The sequence below is a fragment of the Coprothermobacter proteolyticus DSM 5265 genome (assembly GCF_000020945.1).
Lineage (GTDB): Bacteria > Coprothermobacterota > Coprothermobacteria > Coprothermobacterales > Coprothermobacteraceae > Coprothermobacter > Coprothermobacter proteolyticus.
On the sequence record NC_011295.1, the window covers coordinates 1,165,944 to 1,186,388 of the forward strand.

Annotated in this window: 19 protein-coding genes; 6 read left to right on the forward strand and 13 right to left on the reverse strand. The window is 44.4% G+C overall.

Annotated features, from left to right (window positions below):
• Positions 1 to 286 precede the first annotated feature (286 nt).
• The 13 genes from COPRO5265_RS06145 to COPRO5265_RS06200 form a co-directional block, all read right to left on the reverse strand.
• Positions 287 to 1,231, reverse strand: a complete 945-nt coding sequence (locus COPRO5265_RS06145; RefSeq protein ID WP_012544533.1) for a fused MFS/spermidine synthase — start codon at positions 1,229 to 1,231, stop codon at positions 287 to 289.
• On the reverse strand, positions 1,200 to 1,625 hold the full coding sequence (gene speD / locus COPRO5265_RS06150) for an adenosylmethionine decarboxylase (RefSeq protein WP_012543918.1): 426 nt from the start codon (positions 1,623 to 1,625) through the stop codon (positions 1,200 to 1,202). The genes COPRO5265_RS06145 and speD overlap by 32 nt, the downstream gene beginning before the upstream one ends.
• Before the next feature lie 155 nt (positions 1,626 to 1,780).
• The gene (locus tag COPRO5265_RS06155; RefSeq protein WP_012544792.1) at positions 1,781 to 2,902 is read right to left on the reverse strand and encodes a S1C family serine protease; all 1,122 of its coding nucleotides are present in this window, start codon (positions 2,900 to 2,902) and stop codon (positions 1,781 to 1,783) included.
• Positions 2,903 to 2,949: 47 nt separating this feature from the next.
• Positions 2,950 to 3,414 carry a hypothetical protein gene (locus COPRO5265_RS06160; RefSeq protein ID WP_234397911.1) on the reverse strand — a complete coding sequence of 155 codons (465 nt, stop codon included), beginning with the start codon at positions 3,412 to 3,414 and terminating at the stop codon, positions 2,950 to 2,952.
• A gap of 29 nt (positions 3,415 to 3,443) precedes the next feature.
• Complete coding sequence (locus tag COPRO5265_RS06165) at positions 3,444 to 4,412, reverse strand: SIS domain-containing protein (protein WP_012544084.1); 969 nt, start codon at positions 4,410 to 4,412, stop codon at positions 3,444 to 3,446.
• A 5-nt stretch (positions 4,413 to 4,417) separates the two neighbouring features.
• Complete coding sequence (locus COPRO5265_RS06170; RefSeq protein WP_012544813.1) at positions 4,418 to 6,064, reverse strand: glycoside hydrolase family 57 protein; 1,647 nt, start codon at positions 6,062 to 6,064, stop codon at positions 4,418 to 4,420.
• A 3-nt stretch (positions 6,065 to 6,067) separates the two neighbouring features.
• Positions 6,068 to 7,897: an alpha-amylase/4-alpha-glucanotransferase domain-containing protein gene (locus COPRO5265_RS06175; RefSeq protein ID WP_012544393.1), complete on the reverse strand. Its 1,830-nt coding sequence runs from the start codon at positions 7,895 to 7,897 to the stop codon at positions 6,068 to 6,070.
• Positions 7,890 to 9,470, reverse strand: a complete 1,581-nt coding sequence (locus COPRO5265_RS06180) for a glycoside hydrolase family 57 protein (RefSeq protein WP_012543467.1) — start codon at positions 9,468 to 9,470, stop codon at positions 7,890 to 7,892. Before COPRO5265_RS06180 ends, COPRO5265_RS06175 begins: the two co-directional genes overlap by 8 nt.
• A gap of 236 nt (positions 9,471 to 9,706) precedes the next feature.
• Positions 9,707 to 9,802, reverse strand: coding sequence for a MetS family NSS transporter small subunit (locus COPRO5265_RS07690; protein WP_012543711.1), 96 nt, complete (start codon positions 9,800 to 9,802; stop codon positions 9,707 to 9,709).
• Positions 9,802 to 11,304 (reverse strand): sodium-dependent transporter, encoded by a 1,503-nt coding sequence (locus COPRO5265_RS06185; RefSeq protein WP_012544793.1) that lies wholly within the window; start codon positions 11,302 to 11,304, stop codon positions 9,802 to 9,804. Before COPRO5265_RS06185 ends, COPRO5265_RS07690 begins: the two co-directional genes overlap by 1 nt.
• A gap of 140 nt (positions 11,305 to 11,444) precedes the next feature.
• Positions 11,445 to 12,470 (reverse strand): galactose-1-phosphate uridylyltransferase, encoded by a 1,026-nt coding sequence (gene galT / locus COPRO5265_RS06190; RefSeq protein WP_012544368.1) that lies wholly within the window; start codon positions 12,468 to 12,470, stop codon positions 11,445 to 11,447.
• A gap of 17 nt (positions 12,471 to 12,487) precedes the next feature.
• Positions 12,488 to 13,891 carry a glycogen synthase gene (locus COPRO5265_RS06195; RefSeq protein ID WP_012543751.1) on the reverse strand — a complete coding sequence of 468 codons (1,404 nt, stop codon included), beginning with the start codon at positions 13,889 to 13,891 and terminating at the stop codon, positions 12,488 to 12,490.
• A 28-nt stretch (positions 13,892 to 13,919) separates the two neighbouring features.
• Positions 13,920 to 14,693: a nitrilase-related carbon-nitrogen hydrolase gene (locus COPRO5265_RS06200; protein ID WP_012543575.1), complete on the reverse strand. Its 774-nt coding sequence runs from the start codon at positions 14,691 to 14,693 to the stop codon at positions 13,920 to 13,922.
• Positions 14,694 to 14,869: 176 nt separating this feature from the next.
• Between COPRO5265_RS06200 and ptb the strand changes: the two genes are divergently transcribed.
• The 6 genes from ptb (at position 14,870) to COPRO5265_RS06230 (ending at position 20,443) form a co-directional block, all read left to right on the forward strand.
• Positions 14,870 to 15,781, forward strand: a complete 912-nt coding sequence (gene ptb / locus COPRO5265_RS06205) for a phosphate butyryltransferase (RefSeq protein ID WP_012544381.1) — start codon at positions 14,870 to 14,872, stop codon at positions 15,779 to 15,781.
• Between the two features lie 391 nt (positions 15,782 to 16,172).
• Positions 16,173 to 16,724 carry a bifunctional pyr operon transcriptional regulator/uracil phosphoribosyltransferase PyrR gene (gene pyrR, locus COPRO5265_RS06210; protein WP_012543761.1) on the forward strand — a complete coding sequence of 184 codons (552 nt, stop codon included), beginning with the start codon at positions 16,173 to 16,175 and terminating at the stop codon, positions 16,722 to 16,724.
• 90 nt (positions 16,725 to 16,814) lie between these two features.
• Positions 16,815 to 17,726 (forward strand): aspartate carbamoyltransferase catalytic subunit, encoded by a 912-nt coding sequence (locus COPRO5265_RS06215; RefSeq protein ID WP_012544430.1) that lies wholly within the window; start codon positions 16,815 to 16,817, stop codon positions 17,724 to 17,726.
• The gene (locus COPRO5265_RS06220; protein WP_012544616.1) at positions 17,723 to 18,961 is read left to right on the forward strand and encodes a dihydroorotase; all 1,239 of its coding nucleotides are present in this window, start codon (positions 17,723 to 17,725) and stop codon (positions 18,959 to 18,961) included. Before COPRO5265_RS06215 ends, COPRO5265_RS06220 begins: the two co-directional genes overlap by 4 nt.
• Positions 18,951 to 19,640: an iron-sulfur cluster-binding protein gene (locus COPRO5265_RS06225; RefSeq protein WP_012543940.1), complete on the forward strand. Its 690-nt coding sequence runs from the start codon at positions 18,951 to 18,953 to the stop codon at positions 19,638 to 19,640. Before COPRO5265_RS06220 ends, COPRO5265_RS06225 begins: the two co-directional genes overlap by 11 nt.
• Positions 19,619 to 20,443 carry a beta/alpha barrel domain-containing protein gene (locus tag COPRO5265_RS06230; RefSeq protein ID WP_012544768.1) on the forward strand — a complete coding sequence of 275 codons (825 nt, stop codon included), beginning with the start codon at positions 19,619 to 19,621 and terminating at the stop codon, positions 20,441 to 20,443. Before COPRO5265_RS06225 ends, COPRO5265_RS06230 begins: the two co-directional genes overlap by 22 nt.
• Positions 20,444 to 20,445: the final 2 nt, after the last annotated feature.

Consider the following 20,445-nt stretch of genomic DNA (forward strand, 5'->3'; position numbering starts at 1 on the left):
GGCATTTCCTAAATGGAAATCAGTGGTAACCGCCGCTCGTGCTAATCCTCTTGCAGTTCTTGCAATGGGAGAAGAAAAGAAAGAATGAATGAGGCGAAGTAGTCTCAACACTGAGAATAAAAAAGCCGAGGATGAGCTGATAAAAGTGGAACAGGCATGACCGAAATCATGCCTGTTCCACGAAAACTCAATTTACTGTCTTACCAGCACTGCCCCTTGTAGGCGGCACTTTTCTCCTGAAGCATCTTTTTTCTATTTGTCATGTGCATGTACGTACTGCCTTGTTTCACTTATAAGGTAAGATATCTCCTTTTCGCGTCAAATAAATAGGATGTTCTTCATCGAGTATAGGGCCAGGCTCATCAATAGCCTCTCTTATGTTCTTTGGTAAATAGAACATGTGCCAATGAGATTCAGCATCATACATCTTAAGTTCCCCACTTATTCTTTCTCTTATGGCACCATGCAATTCTTCGCTCGTCCAGTCCATGGGGTCTTTACCTTTCGAAGCAATGATAAAAGACCAAGGTGTATCAAAAGATTCCACATAAACAGCGTATGATCTCACCACAGGGAAAACAGCCTGCAAGGTCCTTCTAATAGCAGCGTGCATGGTGTAGATCAAAGGTCGCAAAATAGAAGATTGCACCACGTAGACCCCTTGGTCATCGAGTTTATCGTAAACCACTTGTGCAAACTGCTTAGTGAAAAGCGGAAATGAAGGGCCCATCTCAAAAGGTTCTGTAAGGTCACTTATAACCACATTCAGCGAACCATTCTCGAAATTCTCAACGACCTTTCTTGCGTCATCGAATATGAGATGCATGCGTGGATCATCGAAGGCTCCTTGATGCCAAGAGATGAGAAACTCTCTTGCTGCCGCTATCATATCTTCGTCTATGTCCACCATGTAAAGCTCTTCCACTGTTTTGTGCTTAAGCACTTCACGGGCAGTCGCACCTTCTCCTCCGCCCATAATCAAAACTCTTCTTGGATGCGGGTGGAGTAGCATGGCTGGATGAACCATGGCTTCGTGATAAATGAATTCATCCTTTTCGCTGGACTGAACGTCTCCATCGATGATAAGCATGCGACCAAAGAAAGGCGTATCGACTATGTCAATATCTTGAAAGCGTGTAGTTTTCTCCAGCAAATGCTCGGTAAACCCGTGCAAGTGTACCTCAGAAGAGCTGAAAAAATCAGAGAACCACAGCCAGTTTTTCACCCTCATCTTCCCTCTCTTGTGAAGTTGTCATCACATGCGTAAATGCATCACTTTGTTCAACACCTCTAAGAACGAAGGTTTCCACGACTTCCTTCGCACCTAGAGAGTTAACTACGTAATCCACGGCTTTCTGAGGGTCCGTGGTGTCGCCGCACGTATAAATGTCCAGAGCAGCATAACCCTTCTCGGGCCAGGTATGTATGGCCAGATGAGACTCGGAGACCACTACTACACCACTCACACCCTGCGGGTAGAAATGGTGAAAGGTAGAAGTCACCACGGTTGCATTTGCCTGGCGAGCTGCTTCCACCAAAATGCTTTCAATTCTGTCGATGTCATTTAGCACGTCAGGATTGCATCTTGATGCTTCAACAATAAAATGACGACCGATGGTGTTCACCTACCACCACTCCCTTCTAATTTTGATGTTTTTCAATGCAGCTTAGTATTTTACCATACTTAGTCCACAATGCAAGTACAAAAGCTATACATTTCGCGATTTTCCGCGAAAAAACTTAAGAATGCTATTTCAATCTTTACAAATCGTAATGGTTATCAGCTTTTTGGCCTCTCTCCCAAAGTTACCGTAATATCTAAGTTTTGTCCTGATCTGTTCACCCTAACAACTATCTTCTCACCGGGATTCCTCTTCCTAATCAAGCTATTAAGATCTTGTTGATTTCTGACAGCCTGTCCATCAAGAGCCACTATTTTGTCACCAGTTTTTAAGCCAGCTTTGTACGCAGGGCCGTTTACATCCATGTCCACCACTACAACACCGTCCTCGGTGGACGTTTCTCGAGTAACCACACCCAGATAAGCCCATCTTACGTAACCATGCTGAATCAGATCGTTGACTACCTTTACGGCTGTGTCAGCAGATACGGCAAAACCTATGCCTTGGCCTTCAGTACTAATAGCAGTATTAATACCTACTACCTTACCATTCAGATCCAAAAGAGGCCCTCCTGAGTTTCCGGGATTAATGGCAGCATCGGTCTGGAGCATGTCAACAATAAGCGCACCATTGGGCTCTTGGATACTTCGCTCTTTTGCGGAAAGCACACCAAATGTAACTGAATGGCTAAGTCCCAGCGGGTTACCAATAGCCACTACAAATTCGCCTACTTTTACTGTGTCGGTACTCCTAAAACTTAAGAATTTGGCGCCCGAAATATCTACTTTTAACACGGCTAAATCAGAAAGCTGATCGCTGCCTACTACTTTCGCTGTGTAACGCTTGCCGTCTCGCGTAATTACGGTTATGCTTCTAGCTCCCTCAATCACATGATTATTCGTGAGTACGTAACCATCACTACTTATGAAGAACCCAGATCCCAATCCCTGAGAAGGAACCGCCTGAAACCAAAGATCATAGGAGATTGATTCTGTTTGAATATTGACCACGGCGTCCGATGCCCGATCTGCTACAAGTTCAATCTGGTTTTGTAAACTAACCAACAGATTGCTGGCTGTACTCGAAGTTTCTGACGTGGTAACCACCACTGGGCCTGCGGTTACATCAGGTTTTTGGCTATAGCCGTAAGCATAACCTACCAATCCTGAAACAAACACTACTGCTACTAGCAGAGCTGCAGTCAAAACCCTGGCCCAAATGCTTTTTTTCCTCTTCGGAAAATCCGGTTGCACTTGAGGTTCCTCATATAAACTTTCCATATCCTTGTTCACCTCCATACCGTATATACATAGCAAGACAGAGTTATTTAAGCAAGAGTCTTGATAAGAACTGAGAAAAAGTACTGCAACAAGGCATTATCAGCAACCGGTACTGCGTATCCCAGAGCTTTGAGCGACAAGCCGCATATGCCTACGAAAACAAAACCCACTACAAATCCCACAATCAAGCTAACCAACGTGCTAGACCACGTTCTTGGGCTTTTTGTGTGAACCTTAAACGCACAGGCTGCAAAAAACAAAATTAAAACGGCAATCACAGACACAGCAACAAAAGCTATTAAAGCATAAGCTACAGCTGACCTGATTTCAGGAGCCATCGACTGCACCACGCCCAATGGAAGCTTTGAAAAAAACTCGGCCTGATTTTGGAATAGGCCAGTATCGACAGCTATTTCGACGGCTACCCCTTTCCAGGCCCAGCCGGCCACACATCCGAGGAAAGTAATGACAGCTATGGGTACACCCCAGTAGCCCAAAAACAACGAGCTCAAGGCCCACAGAAGTGTACCCATCCACGTTATCATGCGTTCTTCAAAAAGGTCTTCAGTTCAGTAATAATATGTACGGGCATAGCATCAATGCCTTTCTTCTCAGCCATGTAAATGGAAGCAAAGTCCCCGACTAGAACACCATAAAGAAGTCTTTCCAATCTAGTTTCACCTTTTAGCCCTATTTTAACAGCAGGAGAGCCATTTTCCTCTGCCTTTCTTAGCAAGAAAGAAGATTGCAGTTCTATGCGTTCATACTTTTCAGTGTCTTCATAGACAACTATGCCCACTTTAGGACTGGCCCCATGTTGAAACCCCTGTAAAAAGTTGTGGTTTGCTTCAGTCATGTAAAGAAAACCTGCCACCTCTTTGGCGTTCTCAGAGATCTCTCCAGCGAAACGCATTGACAAAACATAGTCACGTTGGGACGAAAACACGTAAACAGCATCAGTATTTGCCAACTTCTCAGCAATAGCCTGCGCTTCGTCCTTCATAACGTTCATGTTTTTCTTAAGAAACGCCACTGCTTCTTTCCAGGGCAGCTTAATGCCATGGAGGTTTTCAACAAAAACAGATATGACCCGGGCCGAGTAAGGCAAAGCCATACGTGGAGGCAGACCAGCAGGTAGTTTTACGAAAGGTCTGTTATGCTCCAAACAGTATTTCTCTACTTCCCCATCCGATGAAACACCTACAATCTGCAGCTTACGCTTTACCGCCTCGCTCATCAGTGTAAGTGTCTCTTCTGTGTTGCCGGAATAACTTGAGGCAATAAATGTCCCATCGCCTATCCAAAAGGGCAGTCGGTAGTCCCTAATCACTGGTATGGGCGGTAGCACGTCATAGTAGGCAGTGTTCACAAAATCAGCTCCAATCGCCGACCCACCCATGGCACCAACTATGAGTTTTCTACTCATCTCCTCAAAAGGTAAGTGTTTTGTAAGTTCCTCGGCTTCTAAAAGCCACTCTGGAAAAGATTCTGCCATTTCTTCCATGGTCATTGCTCTTAACACCTCCTGTCAACTATAGGCTCACTTAGGAACTGTGGAACTTCTTCCTCCATGAGTTCATAGATTTTCTTTAAATTCTTTCTAAAGAGCTCATCAAAAATTGGCTTATCTGGGGACTCATTCGGTTTTCCATACCACCAGAACCAGTCAGAGCCCTCAGCAATAAGCAGTTGTTCCATAACTTGATCCTTCAATTCTTCATCCAAATTAGTGCACTTCTTAAAGGCAAGCTCCACTTGCATCCTAGCAGCAATAAGATAATCCCAAGCCTTATTCTTGCATGGGTCTCCTATCCACATGTCAAAATTCGCATTTATCCAAGACCCCGTTGTAAGGTTAGAAAGCCTGCCAAAATTATCATGCTTTTCAATGAAATCGCTTATGGTCACTGTTTCTACCCACTCAGTATCGCTAAGCACAGAATAGAGCCTTGAAAGGAAATCATAACCGTCATTTTCGTAATACTCCCAGCAGTTCTCTCCGTCTAAGGCAACCGCGACCAAGTAATCACCATCTAAGTGTTTCACTTTCGCATAAATAGCTTCCAGCCTGGACATGAAATCATTTACAGCATCAACTGCTAACCACTTAGCATATTCAAACCCAATAAGGTCTGACAGCACTTGGTCTCTAAATACTATTATCATTTCTTTACCGTTGGATAGCGATAACTTGTAAGGCCTGTAAAGTAAGGCTGCCTGTTCAGGCACGTCCCTTCCTGCCCTTGAGAAATATGACATACCAAGAGTTTTTGCAAGAATACGTTCGTCGGTAACAGCCCATGCAATGCCCAAATCAGATGCAATCCCAAGCACTTCTGTAGAAACCGACTGTTCCGAAGGCCAAAAACCTCTGGGCGCTCTCCCGAAAAACTCCTTGTGTTGATTCCACCCTTTTCGAAGCTGCAGTTCTACATCCTGTGGAACGTTCAGAATCAAGTGAGGCAACAGCACATCTTCCCTAGCTCGTCTTGCACTTCGCGTGTCATAAATCAAGGGCAAAATGGGATGGTAGTAAGGCGAAAAGATAAGGTCGACGTCACCATTTGCGTTAGCTTCACGGTAATCGTTAATCAATCTTTTTATGATCTTCATTTGTACATCAACAACAGCTAGTACGTCCTCGTGTGAAAAATTCTGCCCTTTATCCCTTATACTACGCAGATTGGGATATTCTTCGTAATAAAGGGGGTCTATCCAAGCTAAATTAAATAAAAGCTGTAAGTCACGAAGTTCTTGGGTAGTCCAAAGGTGCAAGTTTTCATTGATATCCTGTGAATAGCGCTTGGTATAAAGTTCCACGTATCGCGGGAAATTGGATATTTTCCTCCGAAAATCAGATTTAAAAAAGTTTCTAAGTATGAACAGTTTTTCCCCATCAGTTAAAGATTCTGCTGGCTTCATTGTAAGATCCAAATACGTATCTGTTTTGCCTTCACAGTATTCTTCAAGTTGCCGAACTAGTGAAGGAACCATATTAAATGTAGCTTTTACATTCGGATACTTACTTTTCAAAAGCAACATATCCAGATAATCCTTCGTTGCATGAAGCCTAACCCAAGGTAGAATCATCTTCCCCGTGTCAGGGTCTTTGTAGTAAGGTTGATGGTTATGCCAGATAAAACTTAAATAAAGATTTCCCATTTCTCATCCTCTCTCTGTTTTTTCAGACACATACAGCTTAGCACTAAATTCTTCCCCGCCACGGGCATTAAATTGAGCTGTAACAATTGTACCTTGATAAGTTACCTCCTTAAAAAGCCCACTTTCGTGAAGTATTTGAATGGGCTCCAATTTAATGTTTATTCTCTTTGAGAAAACCAAATCAATGTGTTCCACCCCAACATCCCAATGCAAGTCTTGGACATTCATAATTTGAGCTTCTTCATTTAATGGCAAAGCTTGGTTACCTGCAGTGATCTCGGCACTTGGATTCCAAAGATTCACAGGAATCTCTACTACAAATTCACTTTCCTTCAAAAACTTGTAGGTTACTTCCAAGAAACCTGACTCAAAGGTGAAAACCTTTTCCAACAACAGATCGTTCTCAGGGTGAAAGACCAGTTTCGCAGGTTTTAACTCTCGTGTAGCGATCGTGTAATTTACAGCATGTCCATGCCACTTGTCCAAGAATAAACCGTGAACTTCGCCTTTGGGGTCAAGCACGTCCAGCATATTCTCTTCCGCCCGCAACAGATCAAATTCCCTTATAGAAGCTGTTTGTGGCTCTACAAAAACATGATAAGTATCATTGGCAACCTTAAGTTCTTCACTTCCATCCAAATCAAAATCCTGCAGATCAATGTAACTCTTCTTTGTTCCGTCTGCAGTAGTTATTGCTCTTATGAGTCTATGGTACAGGTTCCGACGGAGATGACTTAAATACAGCCCACCGAAAACACCGTGCCAAAAAACATCGTTAGCTTCCGCTCTATAAAGTTCCATGAGCGCCTTGTTTTTCCTTGGATGCCGAGGGGCAAGGTTGTTCAAATAGCGGGAAAGTGAAACCACTCTACCATACATCCACCGAGACTCAGGATGGCTCTTAAGAAAACGCCGCCAAAAACCACCATGAAGCCATATGGCTTCAGACTCTGTCAGTTTTTCTTTTACCTGTCTGTAACGCTCGTAAGATACCTCATCTAAGCTCCATTCAGCCATTTCAGGGTATGTGCATGTAGGTAAGTAAACTAATCCACTACAATTTGTTTTCTCCAAAACTTCGCCAGGTAGTATTATTTCCACACCACCCTGCAAAAGGGTAGACAGGAGCTTATCTAAGTATTTTTCTTCATAACATAGTTCATGTGTTCCTTGCCACAAGCCAAATTTTTCTCCATCGTCCGCGTAAAGTATGTAAACATCCCCGCATTCACTAGAGAATGACTTCAAGTAATTCAGCACTTCCTCAGGACTGTGCCAAGGTATCAAATACCTAAGTTTCTTGTCAATGGGAAATACAAAAAGCTGGTAACCTTGATCTTCAGTAAGGTAATAGCCCTGCAGCGGCATAGGTTCGCCTGCCTGCGTGAAATGATAATCATCCAAGAACACATAATGGTAACCAGCTTCGTTGTAAAACTTTGGAAAGTGAGGTTCCCAAACCCTTTCAGTGACCCATGCTCCATTTACGGGAGTCTGAAACTTTTTCTCCACGAAATCTCTTAGAAGCTTTAACTGATTAACCTTGTCATCATCAGGAATGGTAGATAGTATGGCTTCAAAAAACGTTCCTCCAATAAGTTCCAATTGACCTTTGTCAACCATGCTAGTGACGTCATCAACATACTCTGGAGCATGCAAGTCAAAATACTCCCAAAGAGTGCCACTGTTATGCAAAGCAGCCTTGAGCCCGGAGTGCTTCAAAAAATCTAGGAATGGTTTGTAAGATTTCTCATAGGCCTCATCCATTACCCAAGTGAAATTCCCTTCAGGTTGATGGTTATGAATGACCCAGCTAAAGTAAATCTTACCCAAGATCCACCAGCTCCGGAGAAAGGAAATAGAAAAGACTATCCCTGTCTTGGAGATCCATCAAACGCTCTTCATCAAACGGCTCCTTGTTCAATATGGCGCTAGCTAAGTCCATCACATTTGCCAGATGAAAGGCAAAACGTTCTTTGGCATAATCCACAGCACCGCCCGTAGTAATAAGGAACTGCCAGTCAGAGGCAGTTAGCAAAAGAACTTCTCTCATAAGCTGCTTCAAAAGTCTATCATCAGCAACGTTTTTGCCAGCTTTCAGGGCTCTATATGCAATGTTCTCAGCTTCGTAAATCTGCGGCCACATCCACTCCACATCTGGGTTGAACCAAACGCGGTAGTGTCCACCTTCACCCCAAGAGGTCTCTCCAAGAAAACAACGAGCATCTACAGAATAATTGTCCAAATAATCCTCACCAGAAGTCCATCCCACAGGTGCCTCAGCAAGCTCCTTAACGAGAAACTCCAAGAATTTAGGACCTTCAAACCACCAGTGTCCAAAAAGCTCCGTGTCAAATGTGAGCGTCACTATGCCCTCCTTACGTGACTCACTGTAGTAATCAGCCAGTTCACCAACGATGCGGCTAGCATAATGATGGGCATGACCGCCTACTGTTTTCAAAGCTGCCAAAGGATCATAAGGCTGCTTGTCCTTGAAGTCTATGTTCTTGTTGGTTATCTTCCAGAATCTTGCACCGCTGTAGGAGCTTCTTTTATGAAATTCCATGTAACTACCGTCCCCCGGATAACCAAAGTCTGCGGACCACACCTGCGAGCACAACAGATCATGGCGTGGAAAACCGACTACGTTGCTGTTATTCAGACGGTAAGCCTGGAACAGGTTGCACTGACCAGATTTTCCAGTCATCCACGGCTCCGGTGAAACATAGTTCTCAAAAGGTTTGCTATCAAGAAAAGTGTAATCAATGCCGTATTTATCCAAGAATTCTTCAATGCCCGGCCTTAACACTACAGCTCCACCTGCTACATGGTACGTTCGTGGCCTGTAAGCACATTCAGGAAGCCAAAACCCCCTGGGTTTCTTGCCAAAAGTGCCGTTATGGAACAGAATTCCTGTCTTCACCTGTAAATCGATTGTCTCATCACGTCCTAACAGTGGTAAAAAACCATGAGTAGCTCCACTAGTTATCAGCGTCAAGTAACCTTGGTCCTGGAGTTCCTCCCAAATGCCTGGAAGATCTCTCTCAATTGACTCAAAAAAGTTTAGACGCGTTTTTGCCAAATCAAGCCAGTAATGCTTCAAATCTTCTGACACATCTGTCTTGTCTGTTTCAAGGGACTTTATAAACTCTTTAGCATAATCCACAAAGCCCTGCTGTAGATACTCATCCAAAAGCATCTCTCCAAGCACGGGTGTTATGTTCATGGTGAACTTAAAGCTGTACCCTTGGTCCCTGAGCTGCAGGAATGTTTGCGTTAGCGGTATGTAAGAATCAAAAATAGCTTGGTAAAGCCATTCTTCGCCGAAGGGCCATTTTCCAGCTTTTTTTACCCAAGGCAAGTGAGTGTGAAGAACAATGTTAACATGCCCAATCAAAAAAACCACCTCCCCATTATTCCTGACTTTCCTTTCCTCATAAAGCACATACGCTTTTTATTGCACGATAAATGCTCATCTACGAAACTCATGCTTGATGTTATTTTATAACCTTATATGCTCTTTTAGGGTACAAAGAGACCTTAAGAAATATAAATAAGCGCCCACGGCTTTGCAGAACCAAACCGTGGGCGCTTAAGTTGCTCAAAGGCAACATGCAGTCAAAGATGTAGGAGATGAAAGCGCTAGCCTTTACGCATAGCGATACTCAAGAAAAATGCTAATCCACCATAGATAACCGTGCAAATAACCACTAACATGGCTATGGAAGCTGTGCTCACTATACTCCCCCCTTAGAAGTTGTAACAGATCCTTTCGGTTTCATTTTGGTCAATAAGAAAGCAACTACAAGTACCAAAGCTACTACTAGCCAGCCCAACAAGAATAGCGCCAAGAAAGGATATCCTTCATAAGGTTTTTGAATTTCAGCGACGAAATTCACAAGCCCCATAACAATCATAATGAGCGGCGCCCAATATTTTATCAGAAAATCCCACCATGGACCAATTCTGAAATCCGAAATGGCATTGAAATGCTGCCTGAGTTTCTCTGGGCCAAGGAACCAGCCAATGGCAACTGCCTCTGCCAAACCTGCCAGTACCACACCATAAGCGTTAATGAAGTGGTCAACGATATCAAGGATGTAAAGGCCAGCACCAGTAGCAAACACCATACTCACTAACCAACCAAGAAAACACGTCCAAGTTACTACTGCTTTGCGGTTGTACCCCGTTTTGTCTATGATACCTGCCGAAAAAGACTCCACCATGGAAATACTTGAAGTGAGCCCGCCAAAAAGCAGGCAACCAAAGAAGAGTAAACCAAATAGCCATGGTACAACAGGCATCATACCTATACCTTGAGGAAAAGCTACAAAAGCAAGGCCAATGCTCTGGGTTACAACTTCAGTGAATGGCACACCCGACTGAGTTGACATGAAACCAAGTATGGAAAATACAGCTAATCCGGAGAGGAATGCAAAACCAGTATCAGCGAAACCTGTAATAAACGCATTGTTTGTAATGTCTGATTTCCTCGGCAGATAGCTTCCATAGGCACAGTAGACACCCATGGCCACGCTCAAACTAAAGAAGGCTTGACCAAAGGCGTCAATCCACACCTGAGCATTCAGAATCTTCGAAAAATCTGGATGCAGATACTGCTCCAAGCCCACAGCAGCTCCGGGCAACGTGACACCACGTATCATCAAAACTAGCATCATGAGAAACAGCAAAGGCATCATAATCTTGTTGGCTCGTTCGATTCCACTTTGCACGCCGCTGTACACAATGAACCAATTCAGGAACCAAATTACGGTCATGGCAATTAATATGGGCCAACGAATGCCTCCTATGTCAAACGGTCCACTTGTTATGCCCAAGAAGGACTTGTAGAAGAAACTATTAGTGTCACTTCCCCAAGCCTGCGTAAAAGAAAACACAATATAGTTCAGTGCCCATCCAATAATCACACTGTAGTACACAAGGATTACCAATGAATTCAGCGGCTGCCACCACCCGAGCCACGAAAACCTCTTGTCAGCCTTGCTAAAGGCAACAGGAGCTGAGCCCTGACTTTTATGCCCCAGAGAAACCTCAAGCATGATCAGAGGAATACCCACAGTGAGAACGGCAATCAAATAAGGGATTAAAAAAGCTCCACCACCGTTCTTGTAGGTAAGATACGGAAAACGCCAAATGTTGCCAAGACCCACAGCAGATCCAATTGCAGCCAACACAAACCCGATGCGAGAACCCCATTGTCCCCTCGCTTCACTTTCCATAGACGGCCTCCTTCGCTCATCAGAATCCCCAGAAGTTAGATGAAAATAATGTCAAATTATACCTAAACGCTTTCAGATCATGGAAGGGAGAAAATGGTCGAAAAATTAGCTCCAACAACCACTTACTAGCTGTGTCGCAGCTATTCTATATTAATCGACGCCAAGGTCTTCGCTGCTTCTTCAGGAAGCGTGTGATTAATGAAAAGGCCACTTCCCAGTTCAAATCCTGCTAACTCACTTAGCCTGGGTACCAGATCAATATGCCAATGAAAAAAGCTTGTATCATATTCTTGCCACCAAGGGCTGTTATGCAACCACAAATTGTAGGGCACTAGCCCACCTACAGCTGAATGCAAACGTCGAAAAACACTCCAAAGTATCTTGGAAAGATCTTTTATCTGGACAGGGTTGAGTTCTATGAACTCAGAACTATGCCAATTCGGGACAATCATGATTTGATAGGCACTCATAGAAGCGTAAGGACAGTAAGCCGTAAAGCTTTGATTCTGCTCCACAATCCTTTTCTTTTCGGATTTCTCGGTGTTTAGCATCGCACAAAGCAAACATGCGCCCTTTTCACCGTAGTAATTTCTCATGTTTTGTACTTCTTCCTCTATTCTTTTAGGGACCATAGGAGTAGCAATAATCTGGCTGTGTGGATGCACTAAAGAAGCTCCAGCTCTGTGTCCGTAATTCTTAAAGACTAAAGCGTACTTTATGCGTTTATCAGCCCTAATCGACAAAAGTCTATCTCGCCATGCCCATAAAACATCTTCGATTTCATCAAGTGCCATGAATGAAAAATCACGCGAGTGCGATGGGGTTTCAATAATCACTTCATGATATCCAAAGCCCACCATACTCCTATGTAAGTCATTTCCTGTTACTGTGTTTAGCTCTAAATCTGGTGAAAGTGCAGGGTACTTATTTCTAACCACTCTTAGTGTCCATCCTCGTTGGTTGGATCCAGTACCTGGGCTCCTGTATGCCAGTACTTCTGGTGGAGTCATTAGTTCATTCCCGGAACAAAAGGGGCACTCCTCGCTCCATTCGGCAAATTCTTCCACTTGAGCAGTTCTGTGATTAGCATCTATGGGCCTTTGGGCTCTTTCGGGGGCTATTATGACCCAGCTACCGGTAAGTGGATCTTTCCTGAACTCTGGCATGTATTACGCCCTCGGTTTCAACTGATAAGAGCTTTCTCATAAAGTTTCACGTACGCTTTAGCCGAACTATCCCAAGAGACATCAGAAGCTATGGCTCTGTTGAAAAGGCTCTTGTGCATTTGTTCATCCTTGTAATAAGCAACTGCTCTCTTAACAGCCCCTAGCAAACCATCAACAGTAGGCTCGTCAAACACAAAACCGTTGCCGTTTGGTTCTTTTTCAGCATCAAATACCGTGTCTGCCAACCCACCTGTACGCCTTACTATGGGAATACTGCCATATCTTAGCGCTATCATCTGCCCAAGACCGCAGGGTTCAAACCTGGAAGGCATAAGAAAATGTGTGCTACCAGCATAGATTCGCTGAGCCAACACAGGATCGAAGGTTATGTTTACTGAGACCATGTTATGGTACTTACCGGCTTTCTTAAAGAGCAATTCTTCGTATTTCTTATCACCCGTACCCAGAGCAACAAGCTGCGCACCCAGCTCCACGATGGAGTCTAAGGCTTCAGCTACCAAATCAATTCCCTTTTGCTCCACAAACCTACTAACCAAACCAATCACTGGATACGGTCCATTTTCCAAATTCAGTTCTTTCCTCAGAGCTTCTGTATTTGCAAGTTTTTTCTCCCACTCGTTAGTAAAGTTTACATAAATGTGTGGGTCGGTAGCCGGGTTATAAAGCTCCACATCGATGCCGTTGAGAATACCTATGAGCCTGTCTTTTCTTTGGACGAGCACGTTCTCTAATCCCACGCCGTATTCTGGTGTTAGTATTTCCTTCGCATACGTGGGACTAACAGTGGTAACATAGTCGGCACATAAGATGCCACCTTTCATGGGGTTCATCGTGTTGTCATCTTGTCTTATCAGGGCATCCATGTCAGGTGTCAATTTCAGAAAACCCGAAAGCGACCGACTACATAAACCTTGGTAAGCAAGGTTATGTATGGTGAATACGGTTTTAAAAGGAAGTCCATCCTGTCGTACCAACACAGGCACTAAGGCAGTGTGCCAGTCATTAGCATGAAGAATATCAAATTTCTCACGTTTCGCAAGTTCCAAAGTGCCCATACTAAATGCGAAAAACCGTTCTGCATCGTCTTTCTCTCCATAGATATTGCTTCTGGAGAAATACTTTTCCTGCTCAAGAAAATAGTGCAAAATGCCATCTTTGTCTACACATTTGAAAACTCTAAAAAGCATCGGACCAACACCTGTCTCCACGTTCAGGGCTGTCTCTTCTTCTAAAACGAACTGCTCTCTATCGATGCTCTGGTAAAGGGGTACAACAGTAGCGGCATTCACACCTTGGCGACTTATGTATTTGGGCAAAGCACCCAACACGTCGGCTAGGCCCCCAACTTTCACAAATGGTGCACACTCAGCCCCTATTAGCAGTACTTTCAATGTTTTCACGCTCCTTATCACAGTACTCTAATAAAAACTACGAAAGCTTATAAGCACTAGGAAGCCTATCCTTGAAAAGGTCGTTGTAACTGTTTATACTTTTCTGCAAAGCCAATCCCGGATCAATGTCAACCGCCAGTGCTTCCTCCTTAGTTTTCGTAGCTCTGTGTAGAACTATGCCTCCAGGCGCAGTAATTTGACTAGCCCCTGTAAACTTGAGGCCTCGCTCTACACCTATTCTGTTGGCTGTTATCTCGAACACCCTATTCTCGATGCACCGAGTAACCATGGCATCCTGGCAATAAGGCAAAACAAGATTAGCTGGATGAAGCACAATCTGAGCTCCCATGAGAGCCAAGGTGCGCATAGCTTCAGGAAAAATCCAGTCGAAGCAGATCATGACCCCAAACACCGTGTCGTGCCAAGTAAAAGTGAAGAACTTATCGCCCCTATTGAAATAAAGCTTTTCTTCATTAAATAAGTGCACCTTCTGATAGATCTTTACCTCACCTTCAGGAGTGACCACAGCTGCAGAATTGTAAAAAACATCTCCAAAGCGCTCAGCAAAACCAAAAGCTAGTAGCGCTCCTTTTCTCTTGGAAAACTCCTGCATTCTCTTAATTGAAGGACCGTCATAAGGTTCGGCTAAAGTGACTATCTCTTCCTTGCTTTTGAACACATAACCAGTATTTGCAAGCTCTGGAAACACGATAACTTCGGCATCCAACGTTGAAGCCATATCGATCATTTTAGAAACGTTATATTCTTTATCACCAAACTTTGGTCTAAACTGCACATATCCGACTTTCACAGGTGCACCTCCCTTTTATCAATGCCCTTGCCTGCGCACTTCGTACTTATCAGTATAATGCCACGCTTTCTGTCAGAGAAGTACAGCTCAATCAAGGCTTATAATAATGAAAGAAGAAAGTGTACGTTACATCGCAATAGGAAAACCTAAAAACACACACTTAGGAGGTGAGCCCGTTGAAGAATTTCGACGAGCTATTGGAGTCCGTAAAGAAGGCAAACCCCGTGAAAGTCGCAGTGGCCCAAGCCAACGACATGGAAGTCATTGAAACAGTAAAAATGGCAACAGAAAAGGGCATTGCCCAGTTTTATTTGGTAGGCGATGCCAAAGAAATTCAGGAGAAATGTCAGCAGCTAAATGTGGACATGAATAAGGTTGAGATCATCGATGAACCCGAGCTTGAGAACGCACCCAGAGCAGCTGTATCACTGGTGAGCAGCGGAAAAGCGCAGGTTGTAATGAAGGGCTTAATTCACACAGCTGACTACCTCAGAGCCATTTTAGACAAGGAAATTGGGTTGAGAAAAGACAAGAGTTTGCTTAGCCACGTGGGAGTATTTCAAGTTCCTGCATTTGATAGATTTATCATCTTAACTGATGCAGCTATGATCATTGCACCAGATCTCCAGCAAAAAGTGTCCATCATAGAGAATGCTGTCGTGGTAGCTCGTGCATTGGGAATTGAGATGCCAAAAGTAGCAGCTTTGTCAGCAGTAGAGACGGTCAATCCAGACATGGTTTCCAGTGTGGAAGCCGCTATTTTGGCAAAAATGAGTGAAAGAGGCCAGATAAAGAATTGCATCGTAGATGGTCCTTTGGCTTTTGATAACGCCATTTCAAAGGAAGCAGCCGAACACAAAGGTATCAAATCACCAGTAGCTGGTGCTGCCGACATTTTACTGGTACCTGATATTGAAGCGGGCAATATCCTCTATAAATCATTTACTTATGCTGCGGGAGCCAGCATGGCAGGCATTGTGGTGGGAGCCAAGGCGCCCGTAGTTTTAACTAGCCGTGCAGACACAGCCGAAAGCAAACTGTATTCCATTGCTTTGGCTGTTCAAGTAGCAAATTCCCAGAGCCAGTAAAGTCTAATAAAATAAGTTCTGTAGTAAGTAAAAAACAAAAGGGCCCTGCTTTCACAGGGCCCTTACCTTTCTCAAGCTTCGAGGGCTTGGGGTTAGCCCCGAAGGGTGGATAGGGAGGTGTAAGGTGTTCTTTTCGATATGTATTATGCCAAAATTTATGCCTTATGACAACATACAATGTTAAGTGTATTTAACAAACTTTTGTATGGTTTTCTACACCCGCTGGTGCATAATATGTTCTCTTCTCACCAAATCCCTTAACGATCAAATGCCTTATGCTATAATTGTCCTAGCAAAGGTCCTTTAAATCCGGTCCCGTGAGGCTGGAAAGGGCAAAACCCTTCTGTCTTGCTGGTCTGGGGGACCTCACAAAATAAGGAGGTGCTCCCAAGTGTCACAGTTAAAAGAAAAAGCCAAAATCATGAGCGCCGATGATATGAGGCGCGCACTAGCACGTTTGGCCCACGAAATTTTGGAACGGAACCAAGGAGCAGACAACCTCATGTTAGTTGGTATTCGGCGACGTGGTATCCCCTTGGCAAAAAGGCTAGCCCAGGCGATTCAATCCATTGAAGGAGTTCAAGTACCAGTAGGTGAGCTGGATATTACATTGTACAGAGATGACCTCTCAGCTCTGGGTCCGAACCCCATTGTCCATCAAACCATAATCCCGAAACGCGTTGATGACGCCATCATAGTTCTCGTTGATGACGTGGTTTACACAGGTAGAACGGTGAGAGCTGCCTTGGATGCCCTGTTTGACCTTGGACGGCCAAGGGCTGTACAACTCTGCGTACTCATCGACAGAGGGCATCGTGAGCTTCCCATTCGACCAGACTTCACTGGAAAAAATGTTCCAACATCCAAGAAGGAAGTTATCGAAGTTCACGTCGAAGAAATAGATGGCGAAGACGCCGTCTACATCATGGAAAAAGTAGATTAACAAGCAGAACAACAACATTGGGCATCCATGTCCCTTTAAAGTCAGTCCCGTGAGGCTGAAAAGGGTGCCAAAGAAAGGGGTGCAACAAATATGAAACATCTTTTGGGGTTAGAAAAGCTTTCCCGCGACGAGATTTTGTCCATACTGCATCTGGCAGCTCCCATGAAAGACATTATTCTAAGAGAAGTTAAAAAGGTCCCCACTCTTCGAGGAAAAATAATTGGCACTTTGTTCTATGAGCCTTCCACCAGAACCAAGAACTCCTTTGAACTGGCAGCAAAGCTTTTAAGTGCTGACGTAGTCAGCGTCAGTGTGGCTACCAGTTCCGTTAAAAAGGGAGAAAGCCTTAAAGACACTGTGCTCACGTTGGAGGCTATGGGCATTGAAGCCATCGTCATAAGGCATAGTAGGAACGGTGTGCCAGCTTACTTGTCCAGCTGTTCAAAGGCTTCTATTATTAACGCAGGTGATGGGCAGCATGAACATCCCAGCCAAGCACTTTTGGATTTGTTCACCATTCAGCAATACAAAGGACGCATAGAAGGCTTAAAAGTACTCATAGTGGGGGATATTATGCACAGCAGAGTAGCAAAATCCAATATCTATGGCTTGAGTAAGTTAGGAGCAGAGATCATTGTTTCAGGCCCCCCTACTCTGATTCCAGAGGAAGTTAAGAATTATGCCCAGGTAGAATACGACTTGGACAATGCAATCAAGAAAGCAGATGTTGTTAACGTGCTTAGGCTGCAGCTGGAACGTCAGGAAGCTGGGCTCATAACGTCATTAGAGGAATACCATCGGTTCTACGGCCTTACCAAAGAGAGAATGGCAAAAGCAAAAGAAGACCTACTTGTACTCCACCCAGGGCCCATGAATAGAGGGGTGGAAATCGATGAAGAAGTAGCTTACTGCGACAAGAGTGCCATACAAGAACAAGTGTCCAACGGTGTTGCCGTAAGAATGGCAATTTACTATACGCTGATGGGAGGTAGGGAGGAATGATCATTAAAAACTGCACTGCTTTTGTGAACGACGAATTTCAAAAAATGGACCTAAGAATAGAAAACGGCACAATTGCTGAGATCGGAGTAAATCTTGTAGGTGACGATGAAGTGCATGATTGCAACGGGATGATTGTTTCTCCAGCATTTGTGGATCTGCATACCCACCTAAGAATAGGGCAGGAGTACAAAGAAGACCCGCAAATTACCGTAGAGAAAGCAATTAGAGGTGGTTACTGCGCCATAAATGTGATGCCGAACACTGTTCCACCCGTAAACACCGCTCCCATGGTCGAATACATAAAAGAGCTAAAAAAACCGGAAGGTTTCTCCATCATGGTCACAGGTGCCATAACCTGCGATGGCTTACTTGCAGAAATAGAAAACATGTCAGAAGCTGGTGCAATTGCCATCAGTGACGACGGAAATTGGACCGAAAATAGCTTTATCTTCTATCAAGCACTTAAGTACGCTAAAAGGCACGATCTTTTGGTCATAGACCATGCTCAAGACACGGTACTTTTCAAGTCGGGACGCATTTACGAAGGTCAAGTAAGCTTTCAAACAGGATTAAAAGGATTTCCCAAAGCAGCTGAAGCGCACGCAGTCTACAGAGACGGTACACTAAACCTGACGGTGGGAGCAAAACTACACATAACACACTTGTCAACCGTTATGGGACTAGATACCATAAGTTTTCTTAAGCACCTGGGCAGCCATATTACAGCTGATGTTACACCACACCATCTGCTATTCGACGACACCGCTTACCTCGAATATGAAACCAAGCTAAAAGCCAACCCACCTTTCGGCGATGACAGAGACAGGAAAGCACTCATTCATGCATTAAGAAGTGCTGAAATAGCAGCCATTGCCACAGACCACGCCCCTCACTCCGAACCCGAAAAAGACCAAGAATGGGAAGATGCGCCTTATGGCATTGCCAGCATTGACACAGCCTTTGAAGCTCTTTATGAAGGATTAGTAAAAACAAATCTTGTGCCCCTGGAAATACTGCTCAGTGCTTTGAGTACAAGACCAGCTCAGATTCTTGGTATGAAGCATGGCATAGCGGTGGGCAATAATGCCAATTTAGTCTTCATAAAAGAAAACGAGCCTCATGTCATAAGCAGCTGCATGGGGGCAAAGAATAATCCCTATGTGGGAAAAGATTCCTCTGCAAAGATCATGGGCTTGATGCTAGACGGCACGATGGTGTACAAACATGCTCAATGAAACCTTTAAGTTGGAAAAAACCGATCTGGGGCATTATGTAGTTGTTTTTTTCGGGCCGGTTGCAGAAGAAAACCTTCCGCAACCGGGGCAGTTTTACATGTTCTACAAAGAATATGTGAAAAAACCCTTCTCTGTAGCATTTCTTAAGGAAAACCGCCTCTTCTTCATCATAAAGAAAGTTGGGCCCTTCACTAGTAGTATTCCTGATGAAGTCAGGGTTGAGGGCCCTTACGGAAAGCCTTTCCCTGCCGTGGTAACCAATACTTTCCTCATTAGTGGGGGCGCCGGCATAGCACCCATATGCTTCCTCGCAGAGAAGCTTACAGAGCAAAACTTACCCTTTACGTGGTTGCACGGTGAAAGCAAGGCAGAAAATCTAATCTTGCTAGATTACTTACCAGTAAAACCAAATAAGGTCTCGGTGGAACCCACTCTAGTCACAGATCTTCTACCCAAAGAAGCACAGTTCTATTGTGCTTGTGGCCCAAAGCCCATGCTTAAAGGGCTACACAGTAAATGGGGCACAAATGGCTTTGTTTCCTTGGAAGAACGCATGTCGTGTGGTTTCGGAGCTTGTTACGGCTGCGTAATTCCCACCACATCTGGATACCAAAGGGTTTGTAAAGAAGGACCCGTCTTCGAGGCAGGTGAACTGTTATGGCAGGAGCTGTGCGTTTAAAGAAGCTTACCTTGAAAAATCCTTTCATAGCGAGCTCAGGAACGTGCGGCTACGCGGACGCCGATCTCATACCGCTAGACAAGTTTGGTGCTGCAGTGACCAAAACCATAACCCTGCTGCCGCGTCAAGGAAACAGGCCTCCGCGATTGGTGGAAACGCCAGCTGGTCTCGTTAATAGCATAGGCTTGCAGAACATGGGTTTGGAAGCCTTTAAACAATTTCTCACAGATTTCAAGAAGCCCACTACCCTGATTGTGTCCGTCGGTGGTGAATCACCCGAAGACTTTGCCACCATAGTTGAGGAACTGAACACCTATGACCTTATTGACGCGTTTGAGCTCAACCTTTCTTGTCCAAACGTAAAAACAGGAGGAGAAGTGGTCGGCAAGGATTACGTTACCGTATCTAACATACTGGAAGCATCCTTGAAAAGCACAACAAAGCCGCTTTTAGTCAAACTATCACCCTTCACAGAACAGTTAGATAAGATTCTGCAGCACTGGGAAAGCAAGGTAGAAGCGTTTGTGCTCTTTAATACATTTCCCGCCATGGACATCGACCCCCGCTCTGGCAAACCCGTTCTGGGCGCAGTAAGCGGTGGACTAAGTGGCCCTGCCATATACCCCATCGTCCTCAATAGCATTTACAAATACTCAAAGGCACACACCTTAGTTGCTTCAGGAGGCATTGCCACTACCGATATCGCAAAGAAGTTCATAATGGCAGGTGCCAGAGCACTTGAGATTGGTACCGGAAATCTGTGGAATCCTGCTTTCATAGAAATGCTTCTTAAGGAGGTGTAACA